Origin of the sequence: Microvirga calopogonii (assembly GCF_003347665.1) — a bacterium.
Lineage (GTDB): Bacteria > Pseudomonadota > Alphaproteobacteria > Rhizobiales > Beijerinckiaceae > Microvirga > Microvirga calopogonii.
Genome location: NZ_QDGA01000034.1, coordinates 1 through 23,961 on the forward strand (window position 1 = coordinate 1; position 23,961 = coordinate 23,961).

The 23,961-nt window shown below is 61.9% G+C and carries 21 protein-coding genes, 3 tRNA genes and 2 rRNA genes; 18 read left to right on the forward strand and 8 right to left on the reverse strand.

Going from position 1 to position 23,961, the window contains the following annotated elements; genetic code table 11:
- From DDF70_RS21040 to DDF70_RS21050, 3 genes are all read left to right on the forward strand, one after another.
- Window positions 1–973 (forward strand): 23S ribosomal RNA (locus DDF70_RS21040); the annotation flags it as partial.
- A gap of 219 nt (window positions 974–1,192) precedes the next feature.
- Window positions 1,193–1,308: ribosomal RNA gene (gene rrf / locus DDF70_RS21045) — 5S ribosomal RNA — on the forward strand.
- Window positions 1,309–1,489: 181 nt separating this feature from the next.
- A tRNA-Met gene (locus DDF70_RS21050) sits at window positions 1,490–1,566 on the forward strand.
- Between the two features lie 169 nt (window positions 1,567–1,735).
- On the opposite strand, the gene DDF70_RS21055 is transcribed toward DDF70_RS21050, so the two are convergent.
- Both DDF70_RS21055 and DDF70_RS37550 read right to left on the reverse strand, forming a co-directional pair.
- Window positions 1,736–2,263 (reverse strand): hypothetical protein, encoded by a 528-nt coding sequence (locus DDF70_RS21055; RefSeq protein WP_114946791.1) that lies wholly within the window; start codon window positions 2,261–2,263, stop codon window positions 1,736–1,738.
- Window positions 2,264–2,425: 162 nt separating this feature from the next.
- A complete protein-coding gene (locus DDF70_RS37550) occupies window positions 2,426–2,746 on the reverse strand; it encodes an LPXTG cell wall anchor domain-containing protein (protein ID WP_205772460.1) in 321 nt (106 codons plus the stop codon).
- Window positions 2,747–2,967: 221 nt separating this feature from the next.
- Between DDF70_RS37550 and gatB the strand changes: the two genes are divergently transcribed.
- From gatB to DDF70_RS21080, 4 genes are all read left to right on the forward strand, one after another.
- Window positions 2,968–4,443 carry an Asp-tRNA(Asn)/Glu-tRNA(Gln) amidotransferase subunit GatB gene (gene gatB, locus DDF70_RS21065; protein ID WP_114946792.1) on the forward strand — a complete coding sequence of 492 codons (1,476 nt, stop codon included), beginning with the start codon at window positions 2,968–2,970 and terminating at the stop codon, window positions 4,441–4,443.
- A 60-nt stretch (window positions 4,444–4,503) separates the two neighbouring features.
- The gene (locus tag DDF70_RS21070; protein ID WP_114946793.1) at window positions 4,504–5,127 is read left to right on the forward strand and encodes a GDSL-type esterase/lipase family protein; all 624 of its coding nucleotides are present in this window, start codon (window positions 4,504–4,506) and stop codon (window positions 5,125–5,127) included.
- Window positions 5,128–5,221: 94 nt separating this feature from the next.
- Complete coding sequence (locus DDF70_RS21075; protein ID WP_162820554.1) at window positions 5,222–5,728, forward strand: GNAT family N-acetyltransferase; 507 nt, start codon at window positions 5,222–5,224, stop codon at window positions 5,726–5,728.
- A 127-nt stretch (window positions 5,729–5,855) separates the two neighbouring features.
- Complete coding sequence (locus tag DDF70_RS21080) at window positions 5,856–6,041, forward strand: hypothetical protein (protein ID WP_114946795.1); 186 nt, start codon at window positions 5,856–5,858, stop codon at window positions 6,039–6,041.
- Between the two features lie 82 nt (window positions 6,042–6,123).
- On the opposite strand, the gene DDF70_RS21085 is transcribed toward DDF70_RS21080, so the two are convergent.
- From DDF70_RS21085 to DDF70_RS21105, 5 genes are all read right to left on the reverse strand, one after another.
- Window positions 6,124–7,530, reverse strand: a complete 1,407-nt coding sequence (locus DDF70_RS21085; RefSeq protein WP_114946796.1) for an adenylate/guanylate cyclase domain-containing protein — start codon at window positions 7,528–7,530, stop codon at window positions 6,124–6,126.
- 276 nt (window positions 7,531–7,806) lie between these two features.
- A complete protein-coding gene (gene sseA / locus DDF70_RS21090; protein WP_170316101.1) occupies window positions 7,807–8,661 on the reverse strand; it encodes a 3-mercaptopyruvate sulfurtransferase in 855 nt (284 codons plus the stop codon).
- Between the two features lie 17 nt (window positions 8,662–8,678).
- A complete protein-coding gene (locus DDF70_RS21095; RefSeq protein WP_114946797.1) occupies window positions 8,679–9,401 on the reverse strand; it encodes an alanyl-tRNA editing protein in 723 nt (240 codons plus the stop codon).
- 104 nt (window positions 9,402–9,505) lie between these two features.
- The gene (locus DDF70_RS21100) at window positions 9,506–10,984 is read right to left on the reverse strand and encodes a cryptochrome/photolyase family protein (RefSeq protein WP_114946798.1); all 1,479 of its coding nucleotides are present in this window, start codon (window positions 10,982–10,984) and stop codon (window positions 9,506–9,508) included.
- 88 nt (window positions 10,985–11,072) lie between these two features.
- Window positions 11,073–11,147, reverse strand: a tRNA-Asn gene (locus DDF70_RS21105).
- Between the two features lie 214 nt (window positions 11,148–11,361).
- Between DDF70_RS21105 and DDF70_RS21110 the strand changes: the two genes are divergently transcribed.
- From DDF70_RS21110 to DDF70_RS21130, 5 genes are all read left to right on the forward strand, one after another.
- Window positions 11,362–11,435: transfer RNA gene (locus DDF70_RS21110), tRNA-Cys, on the forward strand.
- 22 nt (window positions 11,436–11,457) lie between these two features.
- Entirely contained in the window at window positions 11,458–12,120 is a 663-nt protein-coding gene (locus DDF70_RS21115) for a protein-L-isoaspartate O-methyltransferase family protein (RefSeq protein ID WP_114946799.1), read from the forward strand.
- 203 nt (window positions 12,121–12,323) lie between these two features.
- Window positions 12,324–13,733 (forward strand): TolC family outer membrane protein, encoded by a 1,410-nt coding sequence (locus DDF70_RS21120; protein WP_425374097.1) that lies wholly within the window; start codon window positions 12,324–12,326, stop codon window positions 13,731–13,733.
- A 156-nt stretch (window positions 13,734–13,889) separates the two neighbouring features.
- Window positions 13,890–14,432: a PopZ family protein gene (locus DDF70_RS39460; RefSeq protein WP_245435592.1), complete on the forward strand. Its 543-nt coding sequence runs from the start codon at window positions 13,890–13,892 to the stop codon at window positions 14,430–14,432.
- Window positions 14,433–14,683: 251 nt separating this feature from the next.
- On the forward strand, window positions 14,684–17,392 hold the full coding sequence (locus tag DDF70_RS21130; protein WP_114946802.1) for a valine--tRNA ligase: 2,709 nt from the start codon (window positions 14,684–14,686) through the stop codon (window positions 17,390–17,392).
- A 166-nt stretch (window positions 17,393–17,558) separates the two neighbouring features.
- Here DDF70_RS21130 and DDF70_RS21135 read toward each other — a convergent pair whose 3' ends face one another.
- Window positions 17,559–18,905: an Nramp family divalent metal transporter gene (locus DDF70_RS21135; RefSeq protein WP_114946803.1), complete on the reverse strand. Its 1,347-nt coding sequence runs from the start codon at window positions 18,903–18,905 to the stop codon at window positions 17,559–17,561.
- Window positions 18,906–19,122: 217 nt separating this feature from the next.
- On the opposite strand from DDF70_RS21135, the gene DDF70_RS21140 reads away from it, so the two are divergent.
- The 6 genes from DDF70_RS21140 to DDF70_RS21165 all read left to right on the forward strand — a co-directional run bounded on the left by DDF70_RS21140 (window position 19,123) and on the right by DDF70_RS21165 (window position 23,948).
- Window positions 19,123–21,114: an acetyl/propionyl/methylcrotonyl-CoA carboxylase subunit alpha gene (locus DDF70_RS21140; RefSeq protein ID WP_114946804.1), complete on the forward strand. Its 1,992-nt coding sequence runs from the start codon at window positions 19,123–19,125 to the stop codon at window positions 21,112–21,114.
- A gap of 53 nt (window positions 21,115–21,167) precedes the next feature.
- Window positions 21,168–21,605, forward strand: a complete 438-nt coding sequence (locus DDF70_RS21145; protein WP_114946805.1) for a DUF1489 family protein — start codon at window positions 21,168–21,170, stop codon at window positions 21,603–21,605.
- 99 nt (window positions 21,606–21,704) lie between these two features.
- A complete protein-coding gene (locus DDF70_RS21150) occupies window positions 21,705–21,893 on the forward strand; it encodes a hypothetical protein (protein WP_114946806.1) in 189 nt (62 codons plus the stop codon).
- Window positions 21,894–21,992: 99 nt separating this feature from the next.
- The gene (locus DDF70_RS21155; RefSeq protein ID WP_114946807.1) at window positions 21,993–22,349 is read left to right on the forward strand and encodes a hypothetical protein; all 357 of its coding nucleotides are present in this window, start codon (window positions 21,993–21,995) and stop codon (window positions 22,347–22,349) included.
- A 96-nt stretch (window positions 22,350–22,445) separates the two neighbouring features.
- Window positions 22,446–23,153 carry a glutathione S-transferase N-terminal domain-containing protein gene (locus tag DDF70_RS21160; RefSeq protein ID WP_114946808.1) on the forward strand — a complete coding sequence of 236 codons (708 nt, stop codon included), beginning with the start codon at window positions 22,446–22,448 and terminating at the stop codon, window positions 23,151–23,153.
- Between the two features lie 84 nt (window positions 23,154–23,237).
- On the forward strand, window positions 23,238–23,948 hold the full coding sequence (locus DDF70_RS21165; RefSeq protein ID WP_114946809.1) for a DnaJ domain-containing protein: 711 nt from the start codon (window positions 23,238–23,240) through the stop codon (window positions 23,946–23,948).
- The last annotated feature ends 13 nt before the right edge of the window (window positions 23,949–23,961 follow it).

Below are 23,961 nucleotides of genomic sequence, written 5' to 3' on the forward strand. Positions count from 1 at the left end.
ATAACGGTCCTAAGGTAGCGAAATTCCTTGTCGGGTAAGTTCCGACCTGCACGAATGGCGTAACGACTTCCCCGCTGTCTCCAACATAGACTCAGTGAAATTGAATTCCCCGTGAAGATGCGGGGTTCCTGCGGTCAGACGGAAAGACCCCGTGCACCTTTACTGTAGCTTTGCGCTGGCATTCGTGTCGGCATGTGTAGGATAGGTGGTAGGCTTTGAAGCCGGGGCGCCAGCTCTGGTGGAGCCATCCTTGAAATACCACCCTTGTAGACATGGATGTCTAACCGCGATCTGTAAGCCAGGTCCGGGACAGCGCATGGTAGGCAGTTTGACTGGGGCGGTCGCCTCCCAAAGAGTAACGGAGGCGCGCGAAGGTGGGCTCAGAGCGGTCGGAAATCGCTCGCTGAGTGCAATGGCATAAGCCCGCTTGACTGCGAGACTGACACGTCGAGCAGAGTCGAAAGACGGCCATAGTGATCCGGTGGTCCCGCGTGGGTGGGCCATCGCTCAACGGATAAAAGGTACGCCGGGGATAACAGGCTGATCTCCCCCAAGAGTCCATATCGACGGGGAGGTTTGGCACCTCGATGTCGGCTCATCACATCCTGGGGCTGGAGAAGGTCCCAAGGGTTCGGCTGTTCGCCGATTAAAGTGGTACGTGAGCTGGGTTCAGAACGTCGTGAGACAGTTCGGTCCCTATCTGCCGTGGGTGTAGGAGTATTGAGAGGATCTGTCCCTAGTACGAGAGGACCGGGATGGACGTACCTCTGGTGGAGCTGTTGTGGCGCCAGCCGCAGTGCAGCATAGCTATGTACGGACGGGATAACCGCTGAAGGCATCTAAGCGGGAAACCCACCTCGAAACGAGTGCTCCCTATCAGAGCCGTGGAAGACGACCACGTTGATAGGCCAGATGTGTAAGCGCGGTGACGCGTTGAGCTGACTGGTACTAATCGCTCGATTGGCTTGATTGCTCTCATGATCCCTGTCCGTTGGACATGGGTAAAGTTGGCCTCATGGCCGGCGGGAACGTTAAGTTCCCTGGGCTGTTCCGTGCACGAGCACGGGCGGCCGGTCGGCCTTGCGGGATCTTGCGATCCCGAGCTGAGGCTGCGTGAGACAGACCTTTGACCCTGAAGCGATTTGGGGTGGCGCGGCTCGCGCCCTTGCCTGTTGCCGTTGTCCTTCGCCGGTCCGGTGATTTGAGCGAGGCGAACAGAACCCGATCCCATCTCGAACTCGGCCGTTAAACGCCTCAGCGCCGATGGTACTGTGTCTCAAGACCCGGGAGAGTAGGTCATTGCCGGACCTGCCAAGGACAACGCCACACACGCCTCTGATACGATGAACCATGTTCTCGCGGCGCTTCTTCGAGCGCCGCGTTTGCATTTGTAAGCCGCAAGCGCTTGCCAATGCCCTCTTCGCCTTGATCGCCTGCGATCAAGGCCCACAGCTTGGGGTTTGGCCGCGGCCAGACTCGCACGCCTTGGCGCGGGGTGGAGCAGCCCGGTAGCTCGTCAGGCTCATAACCTGAAGGTCACAGGTTCAAATCCTGTCCCCGCAACCAATCTCACACCAGCACAAAGCCCCCGCGCCCGAAACGACACCGGGGGCTTTCGATCGTGCGCCCCATGGCGACTGATCGATCGCCATCCACCGCAGAGCAGACGGGCAGACAATCGCGAAATCCAGTGCCTTCGATTACGGTCGTGATGTCGCTCGCTCCTGGCGTTTGATCACGTTTCGGCCAGACCCGCGCTGGTCCCTGCCGGGTTGCCGAGGGCAGTTGCGATTTCCGAGAGCGTGGCCTTCTCGGCATCGCTCACGGCGACGCCACCGAAGCCCAGAAATCCGCCTTCCTTGCCGGCTTCCGCAGACTTCCGGGCAACGCTCCACAGCCACGCTTTGAAGGCGGCCGCTTCGTCAGCGGCCTTCGCGTCGAGAAGAGCCGAAACGGCGTGCAGTTCCTCGATGGCCTTGCGCCTGATATCGGGAAACTGGCTGCCTTTGAACTGCGCCTGGAACGCTTCTTGGACGGAGTTCCTGGTTTCCGCATTGGCAATATCGTTGGCGACGGCCTTCACGAGAGGCGTAGCCTGGGCATCTTGCTTGGCTTCCAGGAGCGCCCAGCCGCTTGCCATGGATTCCTGCAGCAGGCTCCAGAGCCCGCCGGGATCAGCCGCAGTGATTGCCATGCTGGCGACGACCGGACTTGCGACGACACGGGACCATTCCTCAGGGGTGAAATTCGATTTGCTCGCCATCTCGATCCTCCTCATGGTGCGCTGCCAGATGAGCCGATTTTTATCGAGCCTAACCGTTCGCACTTGCGCTCGGTTCCATGGGGTGACGCCGGCCGATCACACGAAAATGGGTCTGACCCGAGGGTCAGACCCATCATGCGCGGCGTCACGCGGGACGCGAATTTACTGCGGGTTAGCCGGAGCCGACGGAGCGGCCGGGGAAGAAGGGGAAGCCGGTGCGGCGGGAGCCGACGGGGTCGTCGGGGTGGTCGGTGCGGTCGAGCCGGTGCTCGGCGATGAGCGTTCCGTCTGGGTGCCGGTGCTGCCGGTGGTGCTCGGTTCGTTGCTGCCGCCATCATAGAAGAGGAAGGCCAGGAGGCCCAGCGCGACAACAAGGCCACCGATCACGTAAGCAAGAGTGTTGGAACCACGCCCGGTGTTATCGTAGACATTGGTCTCGCGATTGTAGACGTTCGGTTCGCGATCCATGGGATCCATAGCCATTTTGAAACTCCTTGACCGTTTTACCTCCCGAACAACGCGTCATATCCGAAGGGGTTTCATGGCAGCGTGGCAATTATTTTTGAAAACTGTGCACAATTCACATCTAATCTTAACGGTCGAGTCATCACTCTGAACGTCCGTTCATCTTGAAGGGGGTTGACCCGTTTGAGGGTCGCTCTTACTCCGAGCAAGCAAAGGCGAGAGATAAAGGCGCAAGGTTCATGAACGCTCCGGTCAACCCTAAGAAGCTTATCAAAGGTGCGACAGGCGATTGGGAGATCGTCATCGGCATGGAGATCCATGCCCAGGTGACGAGCCAAGCCAAGCTGTTCTCCGGCGCCTCGACGGCTTTTGGCGGCGATCCGAACAGCCACGTTTCCCTCGTGGACGCGGCCATGCCCGGCATGCTGCCGGTGATCAACGAGGAATGCGTGCGTCAGGCCATCCGCACGGGCCTTGGCCTCAAGGCCGAGATCAACCTGCGCAGCACCTTCGACCGCAAGAACTACTTCTATCCAGACCTGCCACAGGGCTACCAGATCAGCCAGTACAAGAGCCCCATCGTGGGTGAGGGCGAGGTGATCGTAGACGTGCCGGAGACGGGCGAGACCATCACCGTGCGCATCGAGCGCCTGCACCTGGAGCAGGATGCCGGCAAGTCGATTCACGACCTGCACCCCACCATGAGCTTTGTGGATCTCAACCGTTCGGGCGTTGCCCTGATGGAAATCGTCTCGAAGCCGGATTTGCGCTCGGCGGACGAGGCTCGCGCCTATGTCACCAAGCTGCGCACGATCATGCGCTATCTCGGCACCTGCGACGGCGACATGGACAAGGGCAACCTACGCGCCGACGTGAACGTGTCGGTGCGCCGTCCGGGCGACGAATTCGGCACCCGCTGCGAGATCAAGAACGTCAATTCAATCCGCTTCATCGGTCAGGCTATCGAGGTCGAGGCGCGTCGCCAGATTGCCATTCTGGAAGACGGCGGCAAGATCGACCAGGAGACCCGCCTGTACGATCCGGGCAAGGGCGAGACGCGCTCCATGCGCTCAAAGGAAGAGGCGCACGACTACCGCTACTTCCCTGATCCGGACCTGCTGCCGCTCGAGTTCGATCAGGCCTATGTGGACGATCTCGCCCAGCATCTGCCGGAACTGCCTGACGAGAAGAAGGCCCGGTTCATGGCCGATTACGGCCTGCCGTCCTACGATGCCGGCGTTCTCGTTGCCGAACGCGCTTCCGCCGACTTCTATGAGGAAGTGGCCAGGGGCCGCGACGGCAAGGCCGCAGCGAACTGGGTGATCAACGAGCTGTTCGGACGCCTCAACAAGGAAGGCAAGGACATTACGGAATCGCCGGTCTCGGCCGCGCAGCTCGGCGCCATCATCGAGCTGATCGGCGAGAACGTGATCTCTGGCAAAATCGCCAAGGACCTGTTCGAGATCGTCTTCACCGAAGGCGGCGATCCACGCGAGATCGTGGAAAAGCGCGGCATGAAGCAGGTGACCGATATGGGCGCCATCGAGAAGGCTGTCGATGAAATCATCGCCGCCAACCCGGACAAGGTCGAGCAGGCCAAGGCGAAGCCGACCCTCCTTGGCTGGTTCGTCGGCCAGACCATGAAGGCCACAGGCGGCAAGGCCAATCCGCAGGCCCTCAATGAGATCCTCAAAGCCAAGCTCGGGATCGAGTAAGGCCTTTCGGCCACCCCGGCGGATACCCTCCGCCGGAGCTCTTGCAGGGCGACGCATTCCGTGACCTCGCAGCCCAATCCCTTCGCGCCGCACTGGCTGATCCGCGATATCGTGATCAGCTCCCACAAGGCTGCGGTCGGGCCGGGTGGGCTTCTCTTCGTCGGAGATTCCATCGTCGAGGGTTTCTACTGGAACCGAATCGGGAGTCGTCCGCTGCTCAATGCCGGCTATTCGGGCATCTGGACGGAGGCTCTCGAACCTCGCGTGCCGCTCCTGCTACAATCGGCGCGGCCCCGCACCGCCGTGCTTCTCGTCGGCACGAATGACGCCAAGAAGGATTGCACGGAGAGTACTCTCGACGGTGCCGCGGAACATTTCGAGCGGATCGTGGGCCATTTTGCCGATGCGCGGGTTCCCGTCGTCGTGCTGACACCGCCCCCCATCGAGCAGGCAAAGCGGTTGACGGGGTTCTATTCACCCGAGGCCATGGCCTCCTTCAGCCGCCGTATGCTGCAGATCTCCGACGGTCGCACCGCCAGCGTCATTGACCTGCAGGGTGAATTCGCCGACGGGAATGGTGCTGCAAGGGAAGGGATGACCACCGACGGCATTCATCTGTCGGCGCACGCCTACCGGCTGCTCCATGACATGCTTGAGACGACGATCGCCGCCCTGGCGGCATAGCGCATCGCGGTCCCACGGGGCCGTTCGGGACGATGCGCTCTTCAGAAGGTGAGGGGCAATGATCGAAGCAGCAAGAATCGTTGAAGATAGGCCGATGATCCGACTGGTCTTGGATAGCGACGCCCAGGATCTCTTCGGTCTCCTCTCACTCTGCTATGCGGAGTACCCTGGCTGCTTCGTCGATCCTCACGACGATCTCCCGGACCTGGTCGCGCCGAGCGCATCGTATGCAGCGACCAATGGAGCCTTCTGGGCTGTCGAAGACGCGCGCGGACGCGTCTGCGCCTGCGTCGCCGTCGACTTTCCTGAAACAGGAACGGCCGAACTGCATCGGCTCTACGTGCGGCCGGACCAGCGTGGGAGGGGATTGGGCGCGATGCTCGTGCGGCAGGCTGAGAGCCATGCAGTGACGCAGGGCGCCAGCCGTGTCGTTCTCTGGTCCGACACGCGGTTCACGACTGCTCACAGGCTCTATAGGCGCTGGGGCTACACGCAGTGGGACGGGCAGCGTCAGCTCACGGATATCTCAAGATCGGCGGAGTATCGCTTCGAGAAGAAACTTCAGAATGCCGGTCTAGCCAATTCACTGAAAATCGCTTAGTTTCGTCAGGCAGCTGGTCCTCAGCCGCTTTTCATCAACCTCAGCCGAAGGAGGCGTCACATGGCTTTTCACTATGCCCCATGCACCCACGCCGCAATCCTTCCATTCATCAACGCTGCAGGTTTCGATGAAGCAGATTACCCTTTCCCTTGTTTGGCTGACCGTTCGCATTGACCTGATCCCGGCCGTGCGTGAGCGCGGCCGGACATCGTCAAAAATCCCGACCCGCTCCGAGTTGCAGTCCTGCCTACGGGCGAGGCTCAGTCCCCACTTGCTCAAGGACATCGGCGAGGACAGGAGCGGGCGCGACTGACGATGATCGAAGACCTTTCGGCAAGGATACGGAGCGCCCGTATCCTTGCCCTGCCGGTCATGCCCGATGGCGATTCGGGCAGCTATGGAATCTCATAGACCAGAAATTCGTCGTTGATCCCGCGAAGCGCCGTCTTCTGCAGGGTCGGCTGCAGGCCCTGCAACTGGATGATCTGCGAAGCTTGCGGGTTTTCGACGACGGCGTCCGTCGCGAAGATCGCTCGCGAGACTGCGAGCCCTTGGACACGGGAAGCGATGTTCACCGTCTGGCCGAAATAATCCTGCCGGTCGTTGAGCGTGACGGCGAGGCATGGCCCTTCGTGAATCCCGATCTTGAGCAGCAGGTCTTCGCTTCCGCGCTCCTCGTTGAGGCTGCGCATGGCGTCCCGCATCCGCAAAGCCGCCGAGATCGCGTGGTCCGGTGTCGGGAAGGTGGCCATCACCGCATCACCGATAGTCTTGACCACCGCACCCGCCTCTGCCGCGACGATCTCATGGAGAACCCGGAAGTGTTCACGGACGAGATCGTAGGCTACCAGATCGCCGACGCGCTCGTAGAGTTCCGTCGACCCCTTCAAGTCCGTGAACAGGAAGGTCAGGCTGGTGATCTTCAGGCGTTGGTCGATATCGAGCGTGTCGGTCCGATAAAGGTCGCGGAAGGTCTGGTTCGTGAGCAGGCGTTTTGCCGTCAGGAAGGGGCGGCGGCGTTCGAGCATGTGATGGAGTTCGTCTCCGGCCACCCAGACTGCAGGCAGGACGCGCCGATTTGTGCGGTTCTCGAGAGTGATCCGCAATGGACCCGGCTGCATGACCAGAGCATCGTTCTGCGGGTGACTTTCGTTAAGGACGAGCGTGAGGTTTTGCCGCTCACGTGTGGGCTCGCCTTTCACGTCGATGAATTGGGCTGCATGGGTGACCGGATCGAAAACGATCACGAACTGGGCTGGAAGCTGCAGGGACAGGATCGCTCTTTCCCCGGCAGGAAGCTCGACCGCGTCGAGCACGATTTCGTCGAGCCTGCGCTCGTAGTCATCCGGCAGGTCGATGCCCGAACTCCAGAAGATCTGGCGGACATATTCATGCATTGGAAGGGTGTCTGGGTCATGGGCCGCGATCTTGCGGACCCGCGGGCTCACCGTGAACGTGACCTCCACCATCTCGTCCAGGGTGGGCTCGTATCCGGCGGCGCAAAGAGCGCAGCTGTATTCGCTTTGATTCACGGATTTGAGGCTCAGCCCTGACTCGAGAACGCCGCCACATCCGGGGCAGAGCACATTCCAGGACATCTCGAACAGCCCGAGGCGGGCGGCATGGAGAAAGGCTCCGATGACCCGGTCTTCATCGAGCCCTGTCCGGGCCGCGAAGGCGAGGGCGTTGATGCGGTTCAGCTCACGATCCGGCGCGGCCCGGATCAGTGTCTCCATGGCATCGACCGTGTCGGGATCGGCAGACTGACGCAAGACTGCGAGGAACTTCTGATCGTCGGTCATGGTGCGACCTTCTTCAAGGTGCGGACTGGACCGTTGAAGGATCGACAACGCTGCGGACCGCACGGATCACAATGGTACGCTTCGGCTACAAATCCTCATGATGCAAAGAGATGGACCTTTAATCCGGCAATGCAAGGGCAGGCAGCCATGGAGCTTGGCTGCCCGTTCCCTGTCCATTGATGTTCCGAGTAATGTAAGGTGAGGAGACATCGCGTGCCATCGGCCTTGCTTGTTACCCTACGCTCCAAGGCAAGTGGAAGGTCAGCAGGAGTCTGGTCAGCCTCTCTTCGCCTCTCCCGTCTCCACGGGCAGATCCTCGCGCGCGCCCCACTCGGACCATGAGCCGTCGTAGATGGCATCGGCGGGGTGTCCCAAAGTCTCGAAGGCGACCGATAGGATGGCGGCCGAGACACCGGATCCACAGCTCGCAATGATGGGACGTCCGAGGTCGAGACCGGCTTGATGCATCGCTTTCTCGATACTTGCTTTGTCCTTCAAGCGCCCGTTCTCGACGATTTCGCTCCAGGGCAGGTTGGCGCTCCCGGGAATGTGGCCAGCCTTAAGCCCCGGCCGAGGCTCGGGGGCGTCTCCTCTGAAGCGGTCGGCCGCGCGGGCATCGACCACTTGTGCCGAGCCGGACCCGATCGCATTCCGGACCTTCTCCACATCGGCCACGGCCGACGCCTTAAAGGCTGGGGTGAAGTTCCTAGCCACGCGAGACTTTTCCGGACCTGTCTCGACCGGGCGTTCTTCGGCCTTCCAGGCTGGGAAGCCTCCTTCCAGGATTGAAACGTTTTCAGCCCCGAATACCTGAAACATCCAGCGGACACGCGGCGCCGAGAAGAGGCCGATGCCGTCATAAACCACGACGGTCATGTCCTCACTGATCCCCATGGCGCCTACGGCTTTTGCGAAATCCTTCGGCGAGGGAAGCATGTGCGGCAGGGAGGACGATGTGTCCTTCACAGTGTCGATGTCGAAGCGCACCGCGCCGGGAATATGGCCCGCGACATATTCCGCCTGCGGATCGCGGTTCTGGGCGGGAAGATACCAGGATCCATCCACGACCACGAGGTTGGGATTTCCAAGGTGATCCTGCAGCCAGGCAGTCGAAACAAAAGGCTGGGACATCAGGCAGCTCCTGCAGGTTAGTCGACCAGGGACATGCGAACGCGGCGGTTCTGCTTGCCCTTCTTCTCGATGTCTGTGACGACGACTGTGCCGATCTCTCCCGTGCGCCGCACATGCGTGCCGCCGCAAGGCTGAAGGTCGATTTCCTGGATCTCGACCAGGCGAACGCGGCCCGAGCCACGCGGCGGCTTCACCGACATGGTCTTCACAAGCCCGGGGTTGGCGTCGAGTTCCTCATCGGTGATCCACCGCTCGGTGACTGGCGCGTCGCGCTGGATTAGCGCGTTGAGCCTGTCCGTGATCTCCGCCTTGTCGAGGCCGGCATCGGGAATGTCGAAATCGAGACGCCCGTCTCCCTCGCCGATGGAGCCACCGGTGACCGGGTAGGGCAGGACGACGCTGAGAAGGTGGAGTGCCGTGTGGACCCGCATGCGCTTCAGACGTCGGGGCCAGTCGAGCTGCACCTCGACCGTCTCGCCTTCCTCGAACCGCGATGCAACGTCCGCCCCGACAAGATGAACGACCTGCGATCGATCAGCCCCGTAAACCGTGTTCGTGATGTCAAATTTCTCGCCATTCGCCTTCACGATTGTACCGACGTCTCCAGGCTGTCCGCCGCCCTGAGCATAGAAGACCGTGCGATCGAGGATGATCCCGCCTTCCGGGGTCGTTGCGAGGACCCGCGCTTCGCAGGAGCTGGCATAGGCATCGTCGCGGAAGAGGAGAGTGGTTGAGGTCATGATCGTCTCGAGCTGTGACGAGGCGGCTCGGCCTCGTATAAAAGGTGAGGCGCGATGCTGACGGCAAGGAGCTTTGCGGGTCAAGACGCTCCTTCGCAGGAGCGTCAAGAATGTTCTTCCTGTCCTGGGCCGCGAAGGCTGCGGAAAGCTTGCAGGGCTCTTTCGCGTGCCGGGCCGTGCGGGACGATGGGAGCGGGATAGGTCTCGCCCAGAGTAATCCCCGCCGCACCAAGTACGCCGGGAGGAGCCTCCCAGGGTTTGTGGATGAAGGCATGGGGGAGATCTGCAAGCTCCGGCACGAATGCTCGGACATAATCGCCCTCAGGGTCGAACTTCTCACCTTGTGTGACGGGGTTGAAGATTCGGTGAAACGGTGCCGAATCCGGTCCGGACCCGGCGACCCATTGCCAGCTGAAGGCATTATTGGCCGGATCCGCATCCACCAGGGTGTCCCAGAACCAGGCCTCGCCCTCTCGCCAATCGGTCAGGAGATGCTTGACCAGGAACGAGGCGGTGATCATGCGGACCCTGTTGTGCATCCAGCCCGTCTGCCAGAGCTGGCGCATACCCGCATCGACGATGGGGTAGCCGGTGCGGCCCCGCTGCCACGCCTGGAGAGTTCCAGGGGCATCGATCCAGGGAAAGCCGTCAAATCGACTGCTGTGCGACCTGACCGGAAGGTGAGGGTGAAAGTGCAGAAGCTGATAGCTGAAATCGCGCCACACGATTTCGTTCAGGTACTTCTCGGCATCGTGGGCCGAGCCCGGATGTTCCGCAACCCGAGACGTCACCGCGAGCCAGATCTGCCTGGGGCTGATTTCTCCGAACCGAAGATGCGGTGAAAGGCGCGATGTGCCGGAAAGCGCGGGACGGTCCCGATTCTCCGCATAGCCCTCCAAGCCCGCGTTCAGGAAGTCCCGTAAACTTGCCCGCGCGGCCTGCTCACCCAGTTGCCATGCACTTCGAAGGCCGCCGGCCCAGTCGGGAGACGAAGGTTCGAGGCCCAGCCCTTCAAGAGGAACCATGATGTCGCGGAGCGTGGAGGGCCATGCTCCGCCAAGAAGCGGTTTCGGAGCCGGGCGCGGGGCCGTCATGCCCCGAGTCCTCACAGCTTTGAGATAGGGCGTGAACACCTGGAAAGGTTTGCCGGCCTGATTGACGATGTCCCATGGCTCATGGAGGAGGCGGCCGTTGAAGCTGTGAGCCTTGAGGCCACCCTCCGTCAGGCGCTTCTTCACGGTGCTGTCCAGGGCGATCTCTGCCGCGCCATAGCGCCGGTTCCAATAAATTGCCGAGGCGCCGGTCTCCTGCGCGATCCGCTCGACCACAGAAAGAGTCGGGCCCTTGAATAGGGCGAGCCGCGAGCCGGCCCGTTCCAGGGTCTCCCCGAGGGCTTTCAGAGAGCCGTGAAGCCACCATCGGGCCGCACCGCCGAGTGGACGTACATCCTCCGAGTCGTCGCAAACAGCAAAGCATAGAACCTGCGATCCCGTCGCCGCTGCGGCCGCGAGGGCGGGGTTGTCGCCGAGACGATGGTCGTCGCGGAACCAGACCAGAACGGGAGATGGGGAATCGATGCTCATGGCGCCGGATCATAGCCAAGCTGCCATCCCGCGAAAACGCTGGGTCCAAGCACACACCGATAAGGAGGGAAACAACTACTGGGAAGGTTGGCTCCGGCGGTAGGATTCGAACCTACGACCAACGGATTAACAGTCCGCTGCGCTACCGCTGCGCCACGCCGGAATAAGCCTCAACCTTCAAAAGAAGCTCGATCTCGAAGCTTCTTGAGCGCCGCGGCATTCCCTGTGGAGGTGTCCGTCGGCGAGGTGGGAGGCATATAGCACGGGTTTTGACGGTTGCAAGTGCATTGTTGTCGTAACGGACCGAAAAGGGGCTGTTGCTCTTTGGGGGGATGGTTGCTATGGAGCAGCCGTCGCGTTCGTGACACGCCCCGGATGGCCTCGTGGCGGAGTGGTTACGCAGAGGACTGCAAATCCTTGCACCCCGGTTCGATTCCGGGCGAGGCCTCCAACAAATTCTGAAGGCACTATCCATGGTCGATTTCACCCAAGCGCGCCGCATGATGGTTGATGGCCAGCTGCGCACTTTTGATGTGAACGACATGTCTCTCCTGGATGCCATGGACAGCGTTCCCAGGGAGCTTTTCGTGCTCCCAGGCCGCGAGGACCTTGCTTATATCGATCAGGACATTCTCGTCAGCGACGGCGGCGAGAGTCGTTACATGCTTTCCCCGATGATCCTGGGGCGCCTGATCCAGGCGCTCGCCATCGATGCGGGCGACAAGGTTCTCGACGTTGCCGGTGGCCGGGGATATTCCTCGGCGGTCCTTCGGGGGCTCGGTGCTCAGGTGACGGCCCTTGAATCGGACGAAGCGCTCGCGGCGGCCGCCAGACAGTGCCTGAGTGCATCCGGTGCCGGAGCGGTCGCCGTCGTAACCGGCCCGCTCGATCAGGGGTATGCCGCCGGTGCACCCTATGATGCCATTCTCGTGAACGGGTCCGTCGAGGTTCGTCCCGAAGCGCTCCTCCAGCAGCTGGCTGAGGGCGGACGTCTCGTCTGCGTCAAGGGGCGGGGGCGTGCTGCCCGGGCGACCATTTATGTTCGCTCCAACGATGCCATCGGCGAGCGCAGCCTGTTCGAGGCTGCCGCGCCTCTCCTGGCTCCCTTCGTCCAGGCGCCCGGCTTCACGTTCTAATTTCCTCCAAAGTCTAACAAATCCAAAATTTTCCCCAGTCAGAAGTGTCGCTTTTTTGCGCCACTCCCAAGCTAAAATCGCGTCGGCCCTAACGCGTTGTTGCCGACTCTGTTCCCTTGGGTATTGTTGCGCTTTGAGTCGCAGTGGTTTCTGAAAGTGGCGTCTCTCACGGTTGTCCCGTGTTGGTCGCTAGGCAGGTGCGCGTGAAGAAAAAGCATTCCAAGCAGACGTATTCCTTGCTCTTTGGGGCGATGACCTCGGTGTTCGTGCTGATGGCCCCCGGCGGGGTGTCGGCCGAGACTTTGGAAAGCGCTTTGTCGCGCGCTTACGGCAACAATCCGGACCTGAACGCCCAGCGCGCCAACGTCCGCGCAACGGACGAGACCGTGGCTCAGGCCAAGTCCGGCTACCGGCCGGTCGTCAACGGAGTGGCCGATGTGGGGCGAAGCTGGGTTTCGGCCGAGACGCCTTCGTCGCGCTTCTCCGCGAATACGACGAACCAGAACGCCCTGAACCCACGCGGGTTCGGCGTCGAGGTCAATCAGACGATCTTCGACGGGTTTCGGACCCAGAACCGGGTCCGGGCGGCGGAATCCTCGGTTCTCGGTTCGCGTGAAAGCCTAAACTCCACCGAGCAGGGCGTCCTGCTTGATGCTGCGACCGCCTATATGGACGTTCTGCGGGATACGGCGATTCTCGACCTGCAGCGCAACAACGTCGAAGTGATCGACGAGCAGCTGCGCCAGACCCGGGATCGGTTCAACGTCGGTGAAGTGACCCGGACGGACGTCGCGCAGGCGGAAGCCCGCCTTGCTGCCGCTCGGTCCCAGGCCAGTCTCGCCGAAGCGACTCTGCGAAACAGTATTGCAACGTACCGCCAGGTTGTCGGCGTCGAGCCGGCCCAGCTGGCTCCCGGCCGCCCCCTGGATCGCCTGACTCCGCGTAACGTGGATGCGGCTCTGAAGGTCGCTCTCAACGAGCACCCGGCTATCAAGGCGCGTCAGCATGCTGTCGACGTGGCCGAGCTGCAGGTGAAGATCGAGGAGGGGGCTCTCGCCCCGCAACTAGGTGTCGCCGGTGCCGTCGATCAGCGCTATGACCGGCAACAATCGGGCGATGCTTCGCTTTCCGCCTCGGTGGTCGCGCGGCTGACGGTACCGATTTATGAGGGTGGGCAGGCTTATGCCGCGACTCGCCAGGCCAAGGAAGTGGCCGGACAGCGCCGCCTGGAGGCCGATTCCGTGCGCGATCAGGTTCGCGCTGCCGTAAGCTCCTCCTGGGGGCGGCTTGAGGCGGCTCGGGCCCAGATCGTGGCCGCTCAGGCCCAGATCGATGCGGCCGAGACGGCGCTGAGCGGTGTGCGTGAAGAGGCTCGGGTCGGACAGCGCACCACCCTCGACGTGTTGAACGCTCAGCAGGAACTTCTGAACGCTCGCGTGAATCTCATCACGGCCCAGCGCGACCGGGTGGTGGCTTCCTACAGCCTCGTGAACGCCATGGGTCGTCTCAATTCACGGGCCCTTGGTCTGAGGGTCAACCACTACAGCCCGAAGATCCACTACGATCAGGTCAAAGATCTTTGGGTCGGCACAAGCACGCCGGACGGTCGTTGATATGTTGCGGGGCCAGAACTTTTTAGTTCTGGCCCTGCTTGTTTTCTTTAGGTTTACGTAAAAGAATTCATCTACATTCTTTTGAATGTGATTCTTACTTGTTTCGATTTGGATACGGCTATGGGTTCTGCGAGCCTGAAGGTTAATGAGCCATCGATGGAAGAGATTCTGGCTTCCATCCGGCGTATCATCGCTGACGATGAAACTCAGGATGCTTCGGAGCCCGAAGAACCGCGATCCTCACCGTTGAACAACGTGCTCGACATTGCGGAGCTTCATGTCGCCCCACTGATCGCGTCAGGTCCTAACGAGCCGGTGCTCGGCCCATGGAACCGGGGAGAGCCCGTTGTTGCCGAGGTGCCGTCATTCGAAGGTTCCAGGGAAGGGCGCCATATCTTTCCTGAACGGGAAGAGCAGGTCGCGGCTCCCGTCTTTGCCAGTGAATCTCACCCGAAAATGGCAGCCAGCCAGGCAGCCTCGGCCGATGCGCTGGTCTCGAACGAGACCAGCGCCGCCGTTTCAGGCGCCTTCGACCGTCTTGGCGCGGTCCTCAAGCCGAGCCAGCCTCAGACCGTCGAGGATCTCATGAAGGAGATGCTGCGCCCCATGCTGAGGGCCTGGCTCGACGACAATCTTCCGCCGCTCGTAGAACGGCTGGTCCGGGACGAGATCGAGCGCGTGACACGCCGCCGGTCATGACCGGCGCCACGTCGTGGTGGGGCGCATGCCGGCCATCCGGATGCTCTGAGGAGCTTCGCTGTTTCAGTTGAGCTCACCAGCACAAGCCCGGCGATGACGTAATCGGAGCAACTCCGGGTAGATCCCGAAGGGACATCACATCTGGCGTCCGAGGCGCCCAGATTGTCGGCCCTCTGTTGACTTCGACCGATCCGTCCGGTTTGTAGCCGTCTTGCTTGCGCGTTTCTCGCGCCCAAAGGCCGGTACACATCATGATGGACAAGACGTTCGATCCCTCCGCTGTCGAAGCTCGCATTTCCACCCGTTGGGAAGAGGCCGAGGCCTTCAAGGCCGGTCGGGCGGATCGCAAGGACGCGGTGCCCTACACGATCGTCATTCCGCCGCCGAACGTGACCGGCTCGCTCCATATGGGCCATGCCCTCAACAACACGATCCAGGACATCCTCTGCCGCTTCGAGCGCATGAGGGGCAAGGATGTGCTCTGGCAGCCGGGCATGGACCATGCGGGCATCGCCACCCAGATGGTCGTCGAGCGCCGGCTGGCCGAGCGGCAGATCCAGCGCCGCGACCTCGGCCGTGAGGAGTTCGTGAAGCGGGTCTGGGAGTGGAAGGAGGAGTCCGGCGGCACCATCGTGCGCCAACTCAAGCGCCTCGGCGCCTCCTGCGACTGGTCGCGCGAGCGCTTCACCATGGACGAGGGCCTGTCCCAGGCTGTCCTGAAGGTCTTCGTCGACCTCTACAGGCAAGGCCTGATGTACAAGGACAAGCGCCTTGTGAACTGGGACCCCAAGTTCCAGACCGCGATTTCCGACCTTGAAGTGATTCAGGTCGAGGTGAAGGGCAATCTCTGGCATATCCGCTATGCCATCGAGGGCATGCCGGACCGGTCCATCACCGTTGCCACGACGCGGCCCGAGACGATGCTCGGCGATGTCGCCGTGGCCGTCCATCCCGAGGACGAGCGCTATAAGGATCTGGTCGGCAAGTTCGCTATTCTGCCCCTCACGGGCCGCCGCATCCCCATCGTGGCCGACGAGTATTCGGACCCGGAGAAGGGCACCGGCGCGGTGAAGATCACGCCGGCGCACGACTTCAACGACTTCGAGGTAGGCCGGCGTCACAAGCTGCCGCTGATCAACATCTTCGGCGCCGAGGCCGAGCTGAGGCTCGCCGGCAACGAAGCTTTCCTCGACGGTCTTGCCCAGTCCGACGATCTCAAGGAGGTGCTGGCCCTTGAAGGCATGGACCGCTTCGAGGCGCGTAAGCGCATCATTGCGATGCTGGAAGCGCGCGAAATCCTCGTCCAGATCGAGCCGCACGCCCACACCGTGCCGCATGGCGACCGCTCCAACGTGGTGATCGAGCCCTATCTCACGGATCAGTGGTATTTGAACGTGAAGCCGCTCGCGGACCGGGCGCTCGACGTGGTGCGCAAGGGCCAGACCAAGTTCGTGCCCGAGAACTGGGAGAAGACCTACTTCCAATGGCTCGAGAACATCGAGCCCTGGTGCGTCTCGCGCCAGCTCTGGTGGGGGCATCAGATTCCCGCTTGGTACGACGACCAAGGCAATGTCTATGTCGCCCTGAGCGAGGATCAGGCCAAGGCCGAGGCGCGCGAGAAGAATGGGCGGGACGTGCCGCTCAAGCGTGACGAGGACGTGCTCGACACCTGGTTCTCCTCGGCCCTGTGGCCGTTCTCGACCCTTGGCTGGCCGGACGATACGCCGGAACTCAAGCGCTACTATCCGACCAATACGCTGGTCACGGGTTTCGACATCATCTTCTTCTGGGTCGCCCGCATGATGATGATGGGCCTGCACTTCATGGACGAAGTGCCGTTCGACACGGTCTACATCCATGCCCTCGTCCGCGACGAGAAGGGCGCCAAGATGTCGAAGTCGAAAGGCAACGTCATCGACCCGCTCGACGTGGTGGAGCAGTACGGCGCGGACGCGCTGCGCATGACGCTCACCTCGATGGCCGCGCAGGGGCGCGACATCAAACTGTCGGTGCAGCGTGTCGAAAACTACCGCAACTTCGCGACCAAGATCTGGAACGCGGCGCGCTTTGCCGAGATGAACGAATGCAAGCGCGTCGCAGGTTTCGATCCTGCGTCGGTGAAGGAGACGCTCAACAAATGGGCACTCAGCGAATGCGCCAAAGCGATCAATGAGGTTGCTGCCGGCATCCAGGGCTACAAGTTCAACGAGGCGGCAGGTGCAGCCTATCGTTTCGTGTGGAACGTGTTCTGCGACTGGACGCTCGAACTCTCCAAGCCCGTTCTCCAGGGAGCGGATGCTCCCGCCAAGGATGAGACCCGCGCGACCATCGCGTTCATCCTGGATGAGATCTGCAAGCTCCTGCACCCGATCATGCCGTTCCTGACGGAGGAGTTGTGGGAGGTGAAAGGGCAGGAGGGCCCGAAGCGCGAGACCATCCTGGCGCTGGCTCCCTGGTCGAACCTCGATCATCTGATCGACCCGCAGGCCGAGGCCGAGATCGGCTGGGTGGTGGACCTCGTCAACGAGATTCGCTCCGCCCGTTCGGAGACGAACGTGCCGGCCGGTGCGCAGATTCCGCTCGTGCTCGTCGCCTCCTCCGAGGACGTGAAGGCTCGCGCCGGACGCTGGGGCGATATCGTGAAGCGCCTTGCGCGCCTGTCCGATATCTCCTTCGCCGAAGCGGCGCCCAAGAGCTCGATTCAGCTTCTCATCCGTGGCGAAGTGGCGGCCCTGCCGCTGGAAGGCGTGATCGATCTCGACGCCGAGCGCACCCGCCTCGTAAAGGAAATCCAGAAGGTCGATGCCGACGTGGCCAAGATCGACGCGAAGCTCGGGAATGCGGATTTCATCAAGCGCGCTCCCGAGGAAGTCGTCGAGGAGCAGCGCGAGCGCCGCGACGAGGCGCTGGCCCGCAAGACAAAGATGGAAGAGGCGTTGGGGCGTCTCAGGGACGCGTAACGTAGTCGTTTAATCACACGTCATCACCGGCCTCGTGCCGGTGATCTCGGTTCCGGAAGTCGCGACACTATTCCTATCGAGATGGCCGGCACAGGGCCGGCCACGACATGAGAGAGTGTTTCTGGCGGTCCGCAGGACCGAGGATGCCAACGCACGTTATCGCTCTCTATCCCAGGACGAAATCCACAAGCAGCTTCACGTTCAACGCCACGATGACGGTTGCGATGAGACCTGCGACGATCGTGAGCCAGCGCGGCGTGACGAGCTCGCCCATCTTGGCTTTCGAGGCCGTCATCGTCACGAGCGGGATGACCGCGAAGGGGAGCTGAAGGCTCAGGATCACTTGGCTCAGGATCAGGAGTTTCGCGGTGCCGCCCTCACCATAGGCAATGGTGACGCCGGCAGCGGGGATGATGGCGATACCCCGGGTGATCAGGCGGCGCAGCCAGGGCTCAATCTTGAAGTTGATGAAGCCCTCCATCACGATCTGGCCCGCCATGGTCGCCGTCACGGTGGAGTTCAGGCCACAGCAGAGGAGCGACAAACCGAAGAGCATCGGCGCGATGGCGCTGCCGAGGATCGGCTGAAGCAGGGTATGTGCCTCGCCGAGTTCGGCGATTTGGGTCCTGCCCGTGTGATGGAAGGCTGCGGCCGCCAAAATAAGCAGGGATGCGTTGATCGTCAGCGCGAACATGAGCGCGATGGTCGAGTCGAGGGTCGCAAAGCGCAGCGCCTCGCGCCGTTCCCGCACCGTATCGCCGTAGGCTCGGGTCTGTACGATGCCTGAATGCAGGTAGAGGTTATGCGGCATGACGGTCGCGCCCAGGATGCCGAGGGCGAGGTAGAGCATGTCGGGATTGGCGACGATCTCCGTCGTCGGGGCAAAGCCCGTGATCACGCCGGCCCAGTCCGGATCGGCCATGGCGATTTGAATGCCGAAGCACACCGCGATGACGCCGAGCAGCGTGATGATGAAGGCCTCGACCCAGCGGAAACCGAGATTCTGCAGATAAAGGATCAGGAACACGTCGAGCGCCGTGATGACGACACCGATTTCGAGGGGGACGCCGAAGAGCAGGTTGAGCCCGATGGCCGTGCCGATCACTTCCGCCAGGTCCGTGGCACAGATGGCGAGCTCAGCCAGGAGCCAGAGGATCCAGGAGACCGGCTTCGGATAGGCGTCCCGGCAGGCCTGGGCAAGGTCCCGGCCGGTTGCGACCGCCAGACGGGCGCAGAGGGATTGCAGGATGATCGCCATGATATTGGAGATCAGCGCCACCGAGAGCAGTGCGTAACCGTATTTCGACCCGCCAGCGATGGAAGTCGCCCAGTTGCCCGGGTCCATGTAACCCACGGCCACCAGATAGCCCGGCCCCAGGAATGCCGCAGCCCGCCGCCAGACAGATCCCGGTCGTACGGCGATCGAGCGATTGACCTCCGGCAGGGACGGCAGCTCTGAAGAATGCCGCCAGGCGGCCTTTCGCACGAGAGAGACAGGAGCGGGCTGATCCATGGAAACTTTCTGCAGTTGCAAATTATTTGCAATAAGAGGCTAGCTTGGATCAGGGGGCACGGCAAGAGGGAGGTTGCACAAAGTTGCATCTAGCGTGCCGCCTCACTCTTAAGGGCAAGCGGCCGGAGGACTCTGGATTGTTCGGGAGTGACAAGAGCCTTCAGGTTTGCTCTAGGTTTCCCAAAAACGGGACGGTAAAATCTAGTAAGGGATGGAAATGCTCGAAAGTGTCCTGATCGCCAACCGAGGCGAGATCGCATGCCGCATCATCCGCACCGCCAAGCGGCTCGGGATGCGCACCATCGCGGTCTATTCGGAGGCCGATGCCGATTCGCTCTTCGTGCAGATGGCGGACGAGGCCCATCTCATTGGCCCGCCGCCCGCGCGCGAGAGCTATCTCCGGATCGACAAGATCATTGACGTCGCAAAGCGCACGAAGGCCGCCTCCATCCATCCCGGCTACGGCTTCCTGTCCGAACGGGCCGAGTTCGCCGAGGCCTGTGCTGAAAACGGTATCGTCTTCGTGGGGCCGCCGGCCTCCGCCATCAAGGCCATGGGCCTGAAGGACGCGGCCAAGGCTCTCGTGCAGCAGGCGGGCGTGCCGGTCGTGCCTGGATACCATGGCTCCAAGCAGGATCCGGACTTCCTGCGTCAGAAGGCCTATGAAATCGGATATCCGGTTCTCATCAAGGCCGTCGCCGGTGGTGGCGGCAAGGGCATGAGACGAGTCGACAAGGCGGCCGATTTCGATGCGGCTCTCGAAAGCGCCCAACGCGAGGCGCAAAACGCCTTCGGCGATCCGCGCGTGCTGGTGGAGAAGTACATCCTCTCGCCACGTCATATTGAGATCCAGGTTTTCGCCGACGGCCACGGCAATGTGGTGCATCTCTTCGAGCGCGACTGCTCGCTCCAGCGCCGCCACCAGAAGGTGATCGAGGAGGCTCCGGCGCCGGGTATGACGCCCGAGATGCGCCAGGTGATGGGGCAGGCCGCCGTCGAGGCCGCTCGCGCGGTGGGCTACGTGAGCGCCGGCACCGTCGAGTTTATCGCCGACGGTCGCGAAGGGCTGCGTCCCGACCGCTTCTATTTCATGGAAATGAACACCCGCCTGCAGGTGGAGCATCCGGTTACGGAAGCGATCACGGGGCTCGATCTCGTGGAACTGCAGTTCCGGGTCGCTGCCGGCGAGGCGCTGCCGTTCTCTCAGGAGGATCTCGCCATTGACGGTCACGCGGTGGAGGCGCGCCTCTATGCGGAGGACCCGGAAAAGGAATTCCTGCCTTCGACGGGCAAGCTCTGGGCTCTCGAATTCCCGGAAGGCGAGGGCATTCGCATCGACACAGGCGTCGAGACCGGGGCCGAGGTGACGCCCTATTACGATCCCATGATCGCGAAGGTCATCGCCCATGGCGAAACCCGCGAGGAGGCTTTGGACAAGCTGGCGGAGGCGCTTGGTCAGACGATCGTTGCGGGCCCGAAGACCAATGCGGCCTTCCTGAAGAAGCTGTGCGAGGCTGAAGGATTCAGGGCAGGGCAGTTCGATACCGGATTCATCGACCGGAATATCGATAGTCTTGGCGTCGGGCCGCAGCCGCTGGATCATATCGCGGTTTGTATCGGCGCAGAAAATCTTTTAGATCGCGCGAGATTCCTGCTGCAGAACGCCGTGTTCGGTCGCTCTGACGAGCCACGGTCACCTTGGTCATTGCTGGACGGCTTTCAATTGCTCGGGACGAGAATGGCAGGGCTTCCGCTTCTTGTTGATGGTGAGCGCGTCGAGGCACGGGAGGTATTCAGTCGTATGAGCCCCACTATCAGTGCTGTAACGGTCAGCGACGGCGAACCATGGAGAGACACATCTGATCCCGATCGTTATGCTGAAAGGGAAATTGAGGTGCCCCACGGCGTCTACATCATCCGCAACGGACGCCAAACGCTTGTTCAGCTTTACGACCCCTTCGATGTCGACCTCGAACACATGGACGAAGGCGGCACCGTCAAGGCGCCGATGCACGGCAAGCTCATCGCCGTCTTCGTGCAACCCGGCGACCGCGTCGAGAAGGGCCAGCGGCTTGCCATCGTCGAGGCGATGAAGATGGAGCATGTGCTGGTCGCACCTTCCGATGCGGAAGTGGCGGAGATCGCCGCCGAGCCGGGCGCCCAGGTGGCGGAAGGGGCGCGCTTGATCGTATTCAAGACGGAGGAATGACCTGCGGCGCATCGCCCGGCGACGGGCCGGGTGGGCGCGTGGTTGAAATGGATATGGCACTTCATCTCATCAAACTCTGCGTCGGCTGCGACTCGATCACGGATCTCGAAGAGTGGATCGAAGAGAATCGCGCGCTGCATCGGCGGCTCGGGCGGGATTACGAGCAGACGCACACCACGCGCATGGTGCCCAAGCGCATCGACGAACTGCTGGATGGCGGCTCGCTGTTTTGGGTGATCAAGGGGCAGGTTGCGGCCCGCCAGAGGCTTCTCGCCGTCCGACCGTTCACCGATGCGGACGGGATCGGCCGCTGTCATCTGGTCCTTGAGCCGAAGGTGGTTGCCGTCGAGCCGCGCCCCTACAGGCCGTTCCAAGGCTGGCGCTACCTCGTTGCCAAGGAGGCTCCGCGTGACATCGACCTGAAAGCGGGCGATCTTGCCGTGATGCCGGAAGACATGCGTCGCGAGCTGGCCGAGCTAGGCCTCCTGTAACCTATGTGAATCATTGGGGACCGTTTCATGAGACTTCTCACTGTTACCGCTGCTCTTCTGGCTTGTGCCGGCACCCCAGTGCTTGCGAAAGAGTGCCGCATGCCCGACGTACCGCCCGGCGTGCAGGTCCAAGTCCCGCCGGAATGCCGGGACCGTCCCCAGGACCGCCGCGCGCAGGCGGAAAGGCAGAATTCCCTGAAGGCCAACCAGGGCTTCATCGACTTGGGGAATGGCACGCAGGTGCGGGTTGGAGGCGGTGTTCGAGCCGAGGCGCTCGGTCGCCGCTAGACATTTTAGCTGGCGACCCTCCCTTTGGACGGAGATCTTCTTGGAACCGCGCTGGCTCGTACAGCATTGGCTCAGCAGTTCAGTTGAGTGGAGGTTCCGATGCTGATGTGCGCATCCGAAGGCCGGCACTGGCGTTACGAAGTCTGCGAGCATGACGACGGCTATCTGGTCCAAATGCGGGACCTGACCACTGGGGAACTCGACGAGGAATTCTCCACGATCTTCCGGACCCTTCCCGTTGCCTTCGCCTATGCGGAGATGTCGGCGGCCTACGAGCGCTACGCGGCCTCGGAACTCGATCACGCCGAAGATGAGCAGATTGAAGTCGACGTGGAGGCAACGGAGCGGCACTTCATCGATCTGAGCGACAGGCTCCACGATTCCGGCATCAACGGGGTCGTCGTGCAGGCCTGGGAGCGGGAGAGCCAGCGCAGCCGAAACGCGCTCCTGCATTAACGCCAGAATTTTGACAAGCTGAGGCCTCGCACTTGCAAGCGAGGCCGCGCCCTCTAGCATCGCTCCATCGCGACTCACGCCGATGATGGAGTTTCCATGGCCGATCTCTCAGCCTTCCCGATTGCCTCCCGCTGGCCGGCCCAGCACCCCGACAGGATTCAGCTCTATTCCACGCCAACGCCGAATGGTGTCAAAGTCTCCATCATGCTGGAGGAGACCGGGCTGCCGTACGAGCCGCATTTCATCAATATCGGCCAGAACGAGACTTGGACGCCGGAATTCCTGTCTCTCAACCCGAACGGCAAGATTCCATCCATCATCGACCCCGACGGACCCGGCGGAAAGCCTCTGCCTCTGTTCGAATCCGGCGCGATTCTGCTGTACCTTGCCGAAAAGACCGGTAAGTTCCTGCCTTCTGATCCTGCTCGGCGCTACGAGACCATCCAATGGGTGTTCTTCCAGATGGCGGCAGTAGGGCCGATGTTCGGACAGCTCGGATTCTTCCACAAATTTGCTGGTCGCGAGATCGAAGACAAGCGTCCGTTGGAGCGATACCGCAACGAATCCAAACGCCTGCTGGGTGTGCTTGAGATAAGGCTCGAAGGTCGCGACTGGATCATGGGCGACGACTACACCATCGCCGACATCTCGCTTCTCGGCTGGGTGCGCAATCTCATCGGGTTCTATGGCGCGGGAGAGCTGGTGGAGTTCGACGCCCTGAAGCGTGTCCCGGCCTGGCTGGAGCGGGGCCTCGCCCGGCCCGCGGTCCAGCGCGGTCTCGAAATCCCCAAGCGGCCTGAATAGCAATCCGCCCCGACCGGCATTCTTCGAGCCGGCGATTTACAACCGCCCCATCCCGGCCCACATGTTGGGATGGGGACGAAAACAATGATGCTGCTTCTTGGAATACTGGCGGTCGCTCTTCTGTGGTGGTTGGGCAAGAATTATACGAGGGCTGATCCGAAAGTCGTCGCCAAGGGCCTCAAAACCGTGGCCGGTGTCGCGGCGCTTGGTGCGGCTGTGCTCCTTGGCATCAAAGGACGCATCGACATGGCGCTGCTGCTGGGCGGCTTCGGCGCCTGGGCGTTGGGATGGAACGCCCTGAATCTTCCTGGGCCGTGGCGGAAGTTTCAGCAGACAGGGGGGCGGTTTTCGCGCATCCGGTCGGCGATGATCGAGATGGAGATCGACCATGCGACGGGTGCCGTCGAAGGAACCATCCTGGTGGGAGCTTTCGCCGGGCGTCGGCTCTCAAGCCTTGATCCGCAGAGTCTGCGCCGTCTCTATGACGAATGCACCGCCCTTGATCCGCAGGGTGTCCCTCTCCTAGAGGCTTATCTTGACCGCCGGTTTGCCGGCTGGCGTGAAAACGCTTACGGAGATCGTGACACGCGGACGCGCACCCATGCGCATTCGGGCGTAATGACGAAAGAGGAAGCCTATCAGATCCTGGGCCTTCAGCCGGGTGCGAGCCTCGACGAGATCCGAAAATCGCATCGGACACTCATGAAGAAACTCCATCCCGACCAGGGAGGGACGGCGTACCTCGCGGCTCGCGTGAACGAGGCGAGAGAAGTCTTGCTGGGCCGACATCGCTGATACTCCACGCGCG

Bases quoted from the DNA above. Each gene is read 5' to 3' on its own strand.
- DDF70_RS21145 (WP_114946805.1), top strand. From the start codon at position 21,168: ATGGCACTTCATCTCATCAAACTCTGCGTCGGCTGCGACTCGATCACG.
- DDF70_RS21160 (WP_114946808.1), top strand. From the start codon at position 22,446: ATGGCCGATCTCTCAGCCTTCCCGATTGCCTCCCGCTGGCCGGCCCAG.
- DDF70_RS21080 (WP_114946795.1), top strand. From the start codon at position 5,856: ATGAAGCAGATTACCCTTTCCCTTGTTTGGCTGACCGTTCGCATTGAC.
- DDF70_RS21100 (WP_114946798.1), bottom strand. From the start codon at position 10,984: ATGAGCATCGATTCCCCATCTCCCGTTCTGGTCTGGTTCCGCGACGAC.
- gatB (WP_114946792.1), top strand. From the start codon at position 2,968: ATGAACGCTCCGGTCAACCCTAAGAAGCTTATCAAAGGTGCGACAGGC.
- DDF70_RS21075 (WP_162820554.1), top strand. From the start codon at position 5,222: ATGATCCGACTGGTCTTGGATAGCGACGCCCAGGATCTCTTCGGTCTC.
- DDF70_RS21130 (WP_114946802.1), top strand. From the start codon at position 14,684: ATGATGGACAAGACGTTCGATCCCTCCGCTGTCGAAGCTCGCATTTCC.
- DDF70_RS21135 (WP_114946803.1), bottom strand. From the start codon at position 18,905: ATGGATCAGCCCGCTCCTGTCTCTCTCGTGCGAAAGGCCGCCTGGCGG.
- DDF70_RS21140 (WP_114946804.1), top strand. From the start codon at position 19,123: ATGCTCGAAAGTGTCCTGATCGCCAACCGAGGCGAGATCGCATGCCGC.
- DDF70_RS39460 (WP_245435592.1), top strand. From the start codon at position 13,890: ATGGAAGAGATTCTGGCTTCCATCCGGCGTATCATCGCTGACGATGAA.
- DDF70_RS21085 (WP_114946796.1), bottom strand. From the start codon at position 7,530: ATGACCGACGATCAGAAGTTCCTCGCAGTCTTGCGTCAGTCTGCCGAT.
- DDF70_RS21055 (WP_114946791.1), bottom strand. From the start codon at position 2,263: ATGGCGAGCAAATCGAATTTCACCCCTGAGGAATGGTCCCGTGTCGTC.
- DDF70_RS21165 (WP_114946809.1), top strand. From the start codon at position 23,238: ATGATGCTGCTTCTTGGAATACTGGCGGTCGCTCTTCTGTGGTGGTTG.
- DDF70_RS21155 (WP_114946807.1), top strand. From the start codon at position 21,993: ATGCTGATGTGCGCATCCGAAGGCCGGCACTGGCGTTACGAAGTCTGC.
- DDF70_RS21095 (WP_114946797.1), bottom strand. From the start codon at position 9,401: ATGACCTCAACCACTCTCCTCTTCCGCGACGATGCCTATGCCAGCTCC.
- sseA (WP_170316101.1), bottom strand. From the start codon at position 8,661: ATGTCCCAGCCTTTTGTTTCGACTGCCTGGCTGCAGGATCACCTTGGA.
- DDF70_RS21115 (WP_114946799.1), top strand. From the start codon at position 11,458: ATGGTCGATTTCACCCAAGCGCGCCGCATGATGGTTGATGGCCAGCTG.
- DDF70_RS37550 (WP_205772460.1), bottom strand. From the start codon at position 2,746: ATGGCTATGGATCCCATGGATCGCGAACCGAACGTCTACAATCGCGAG.
- DDF70_RS21150 (WP_114946806.1), top strand. From the start codon at position 21,705: ATGCCCGACGTACCGCCCGGCGTGCAGGTCCAAGTCCCGCCGGAATGC.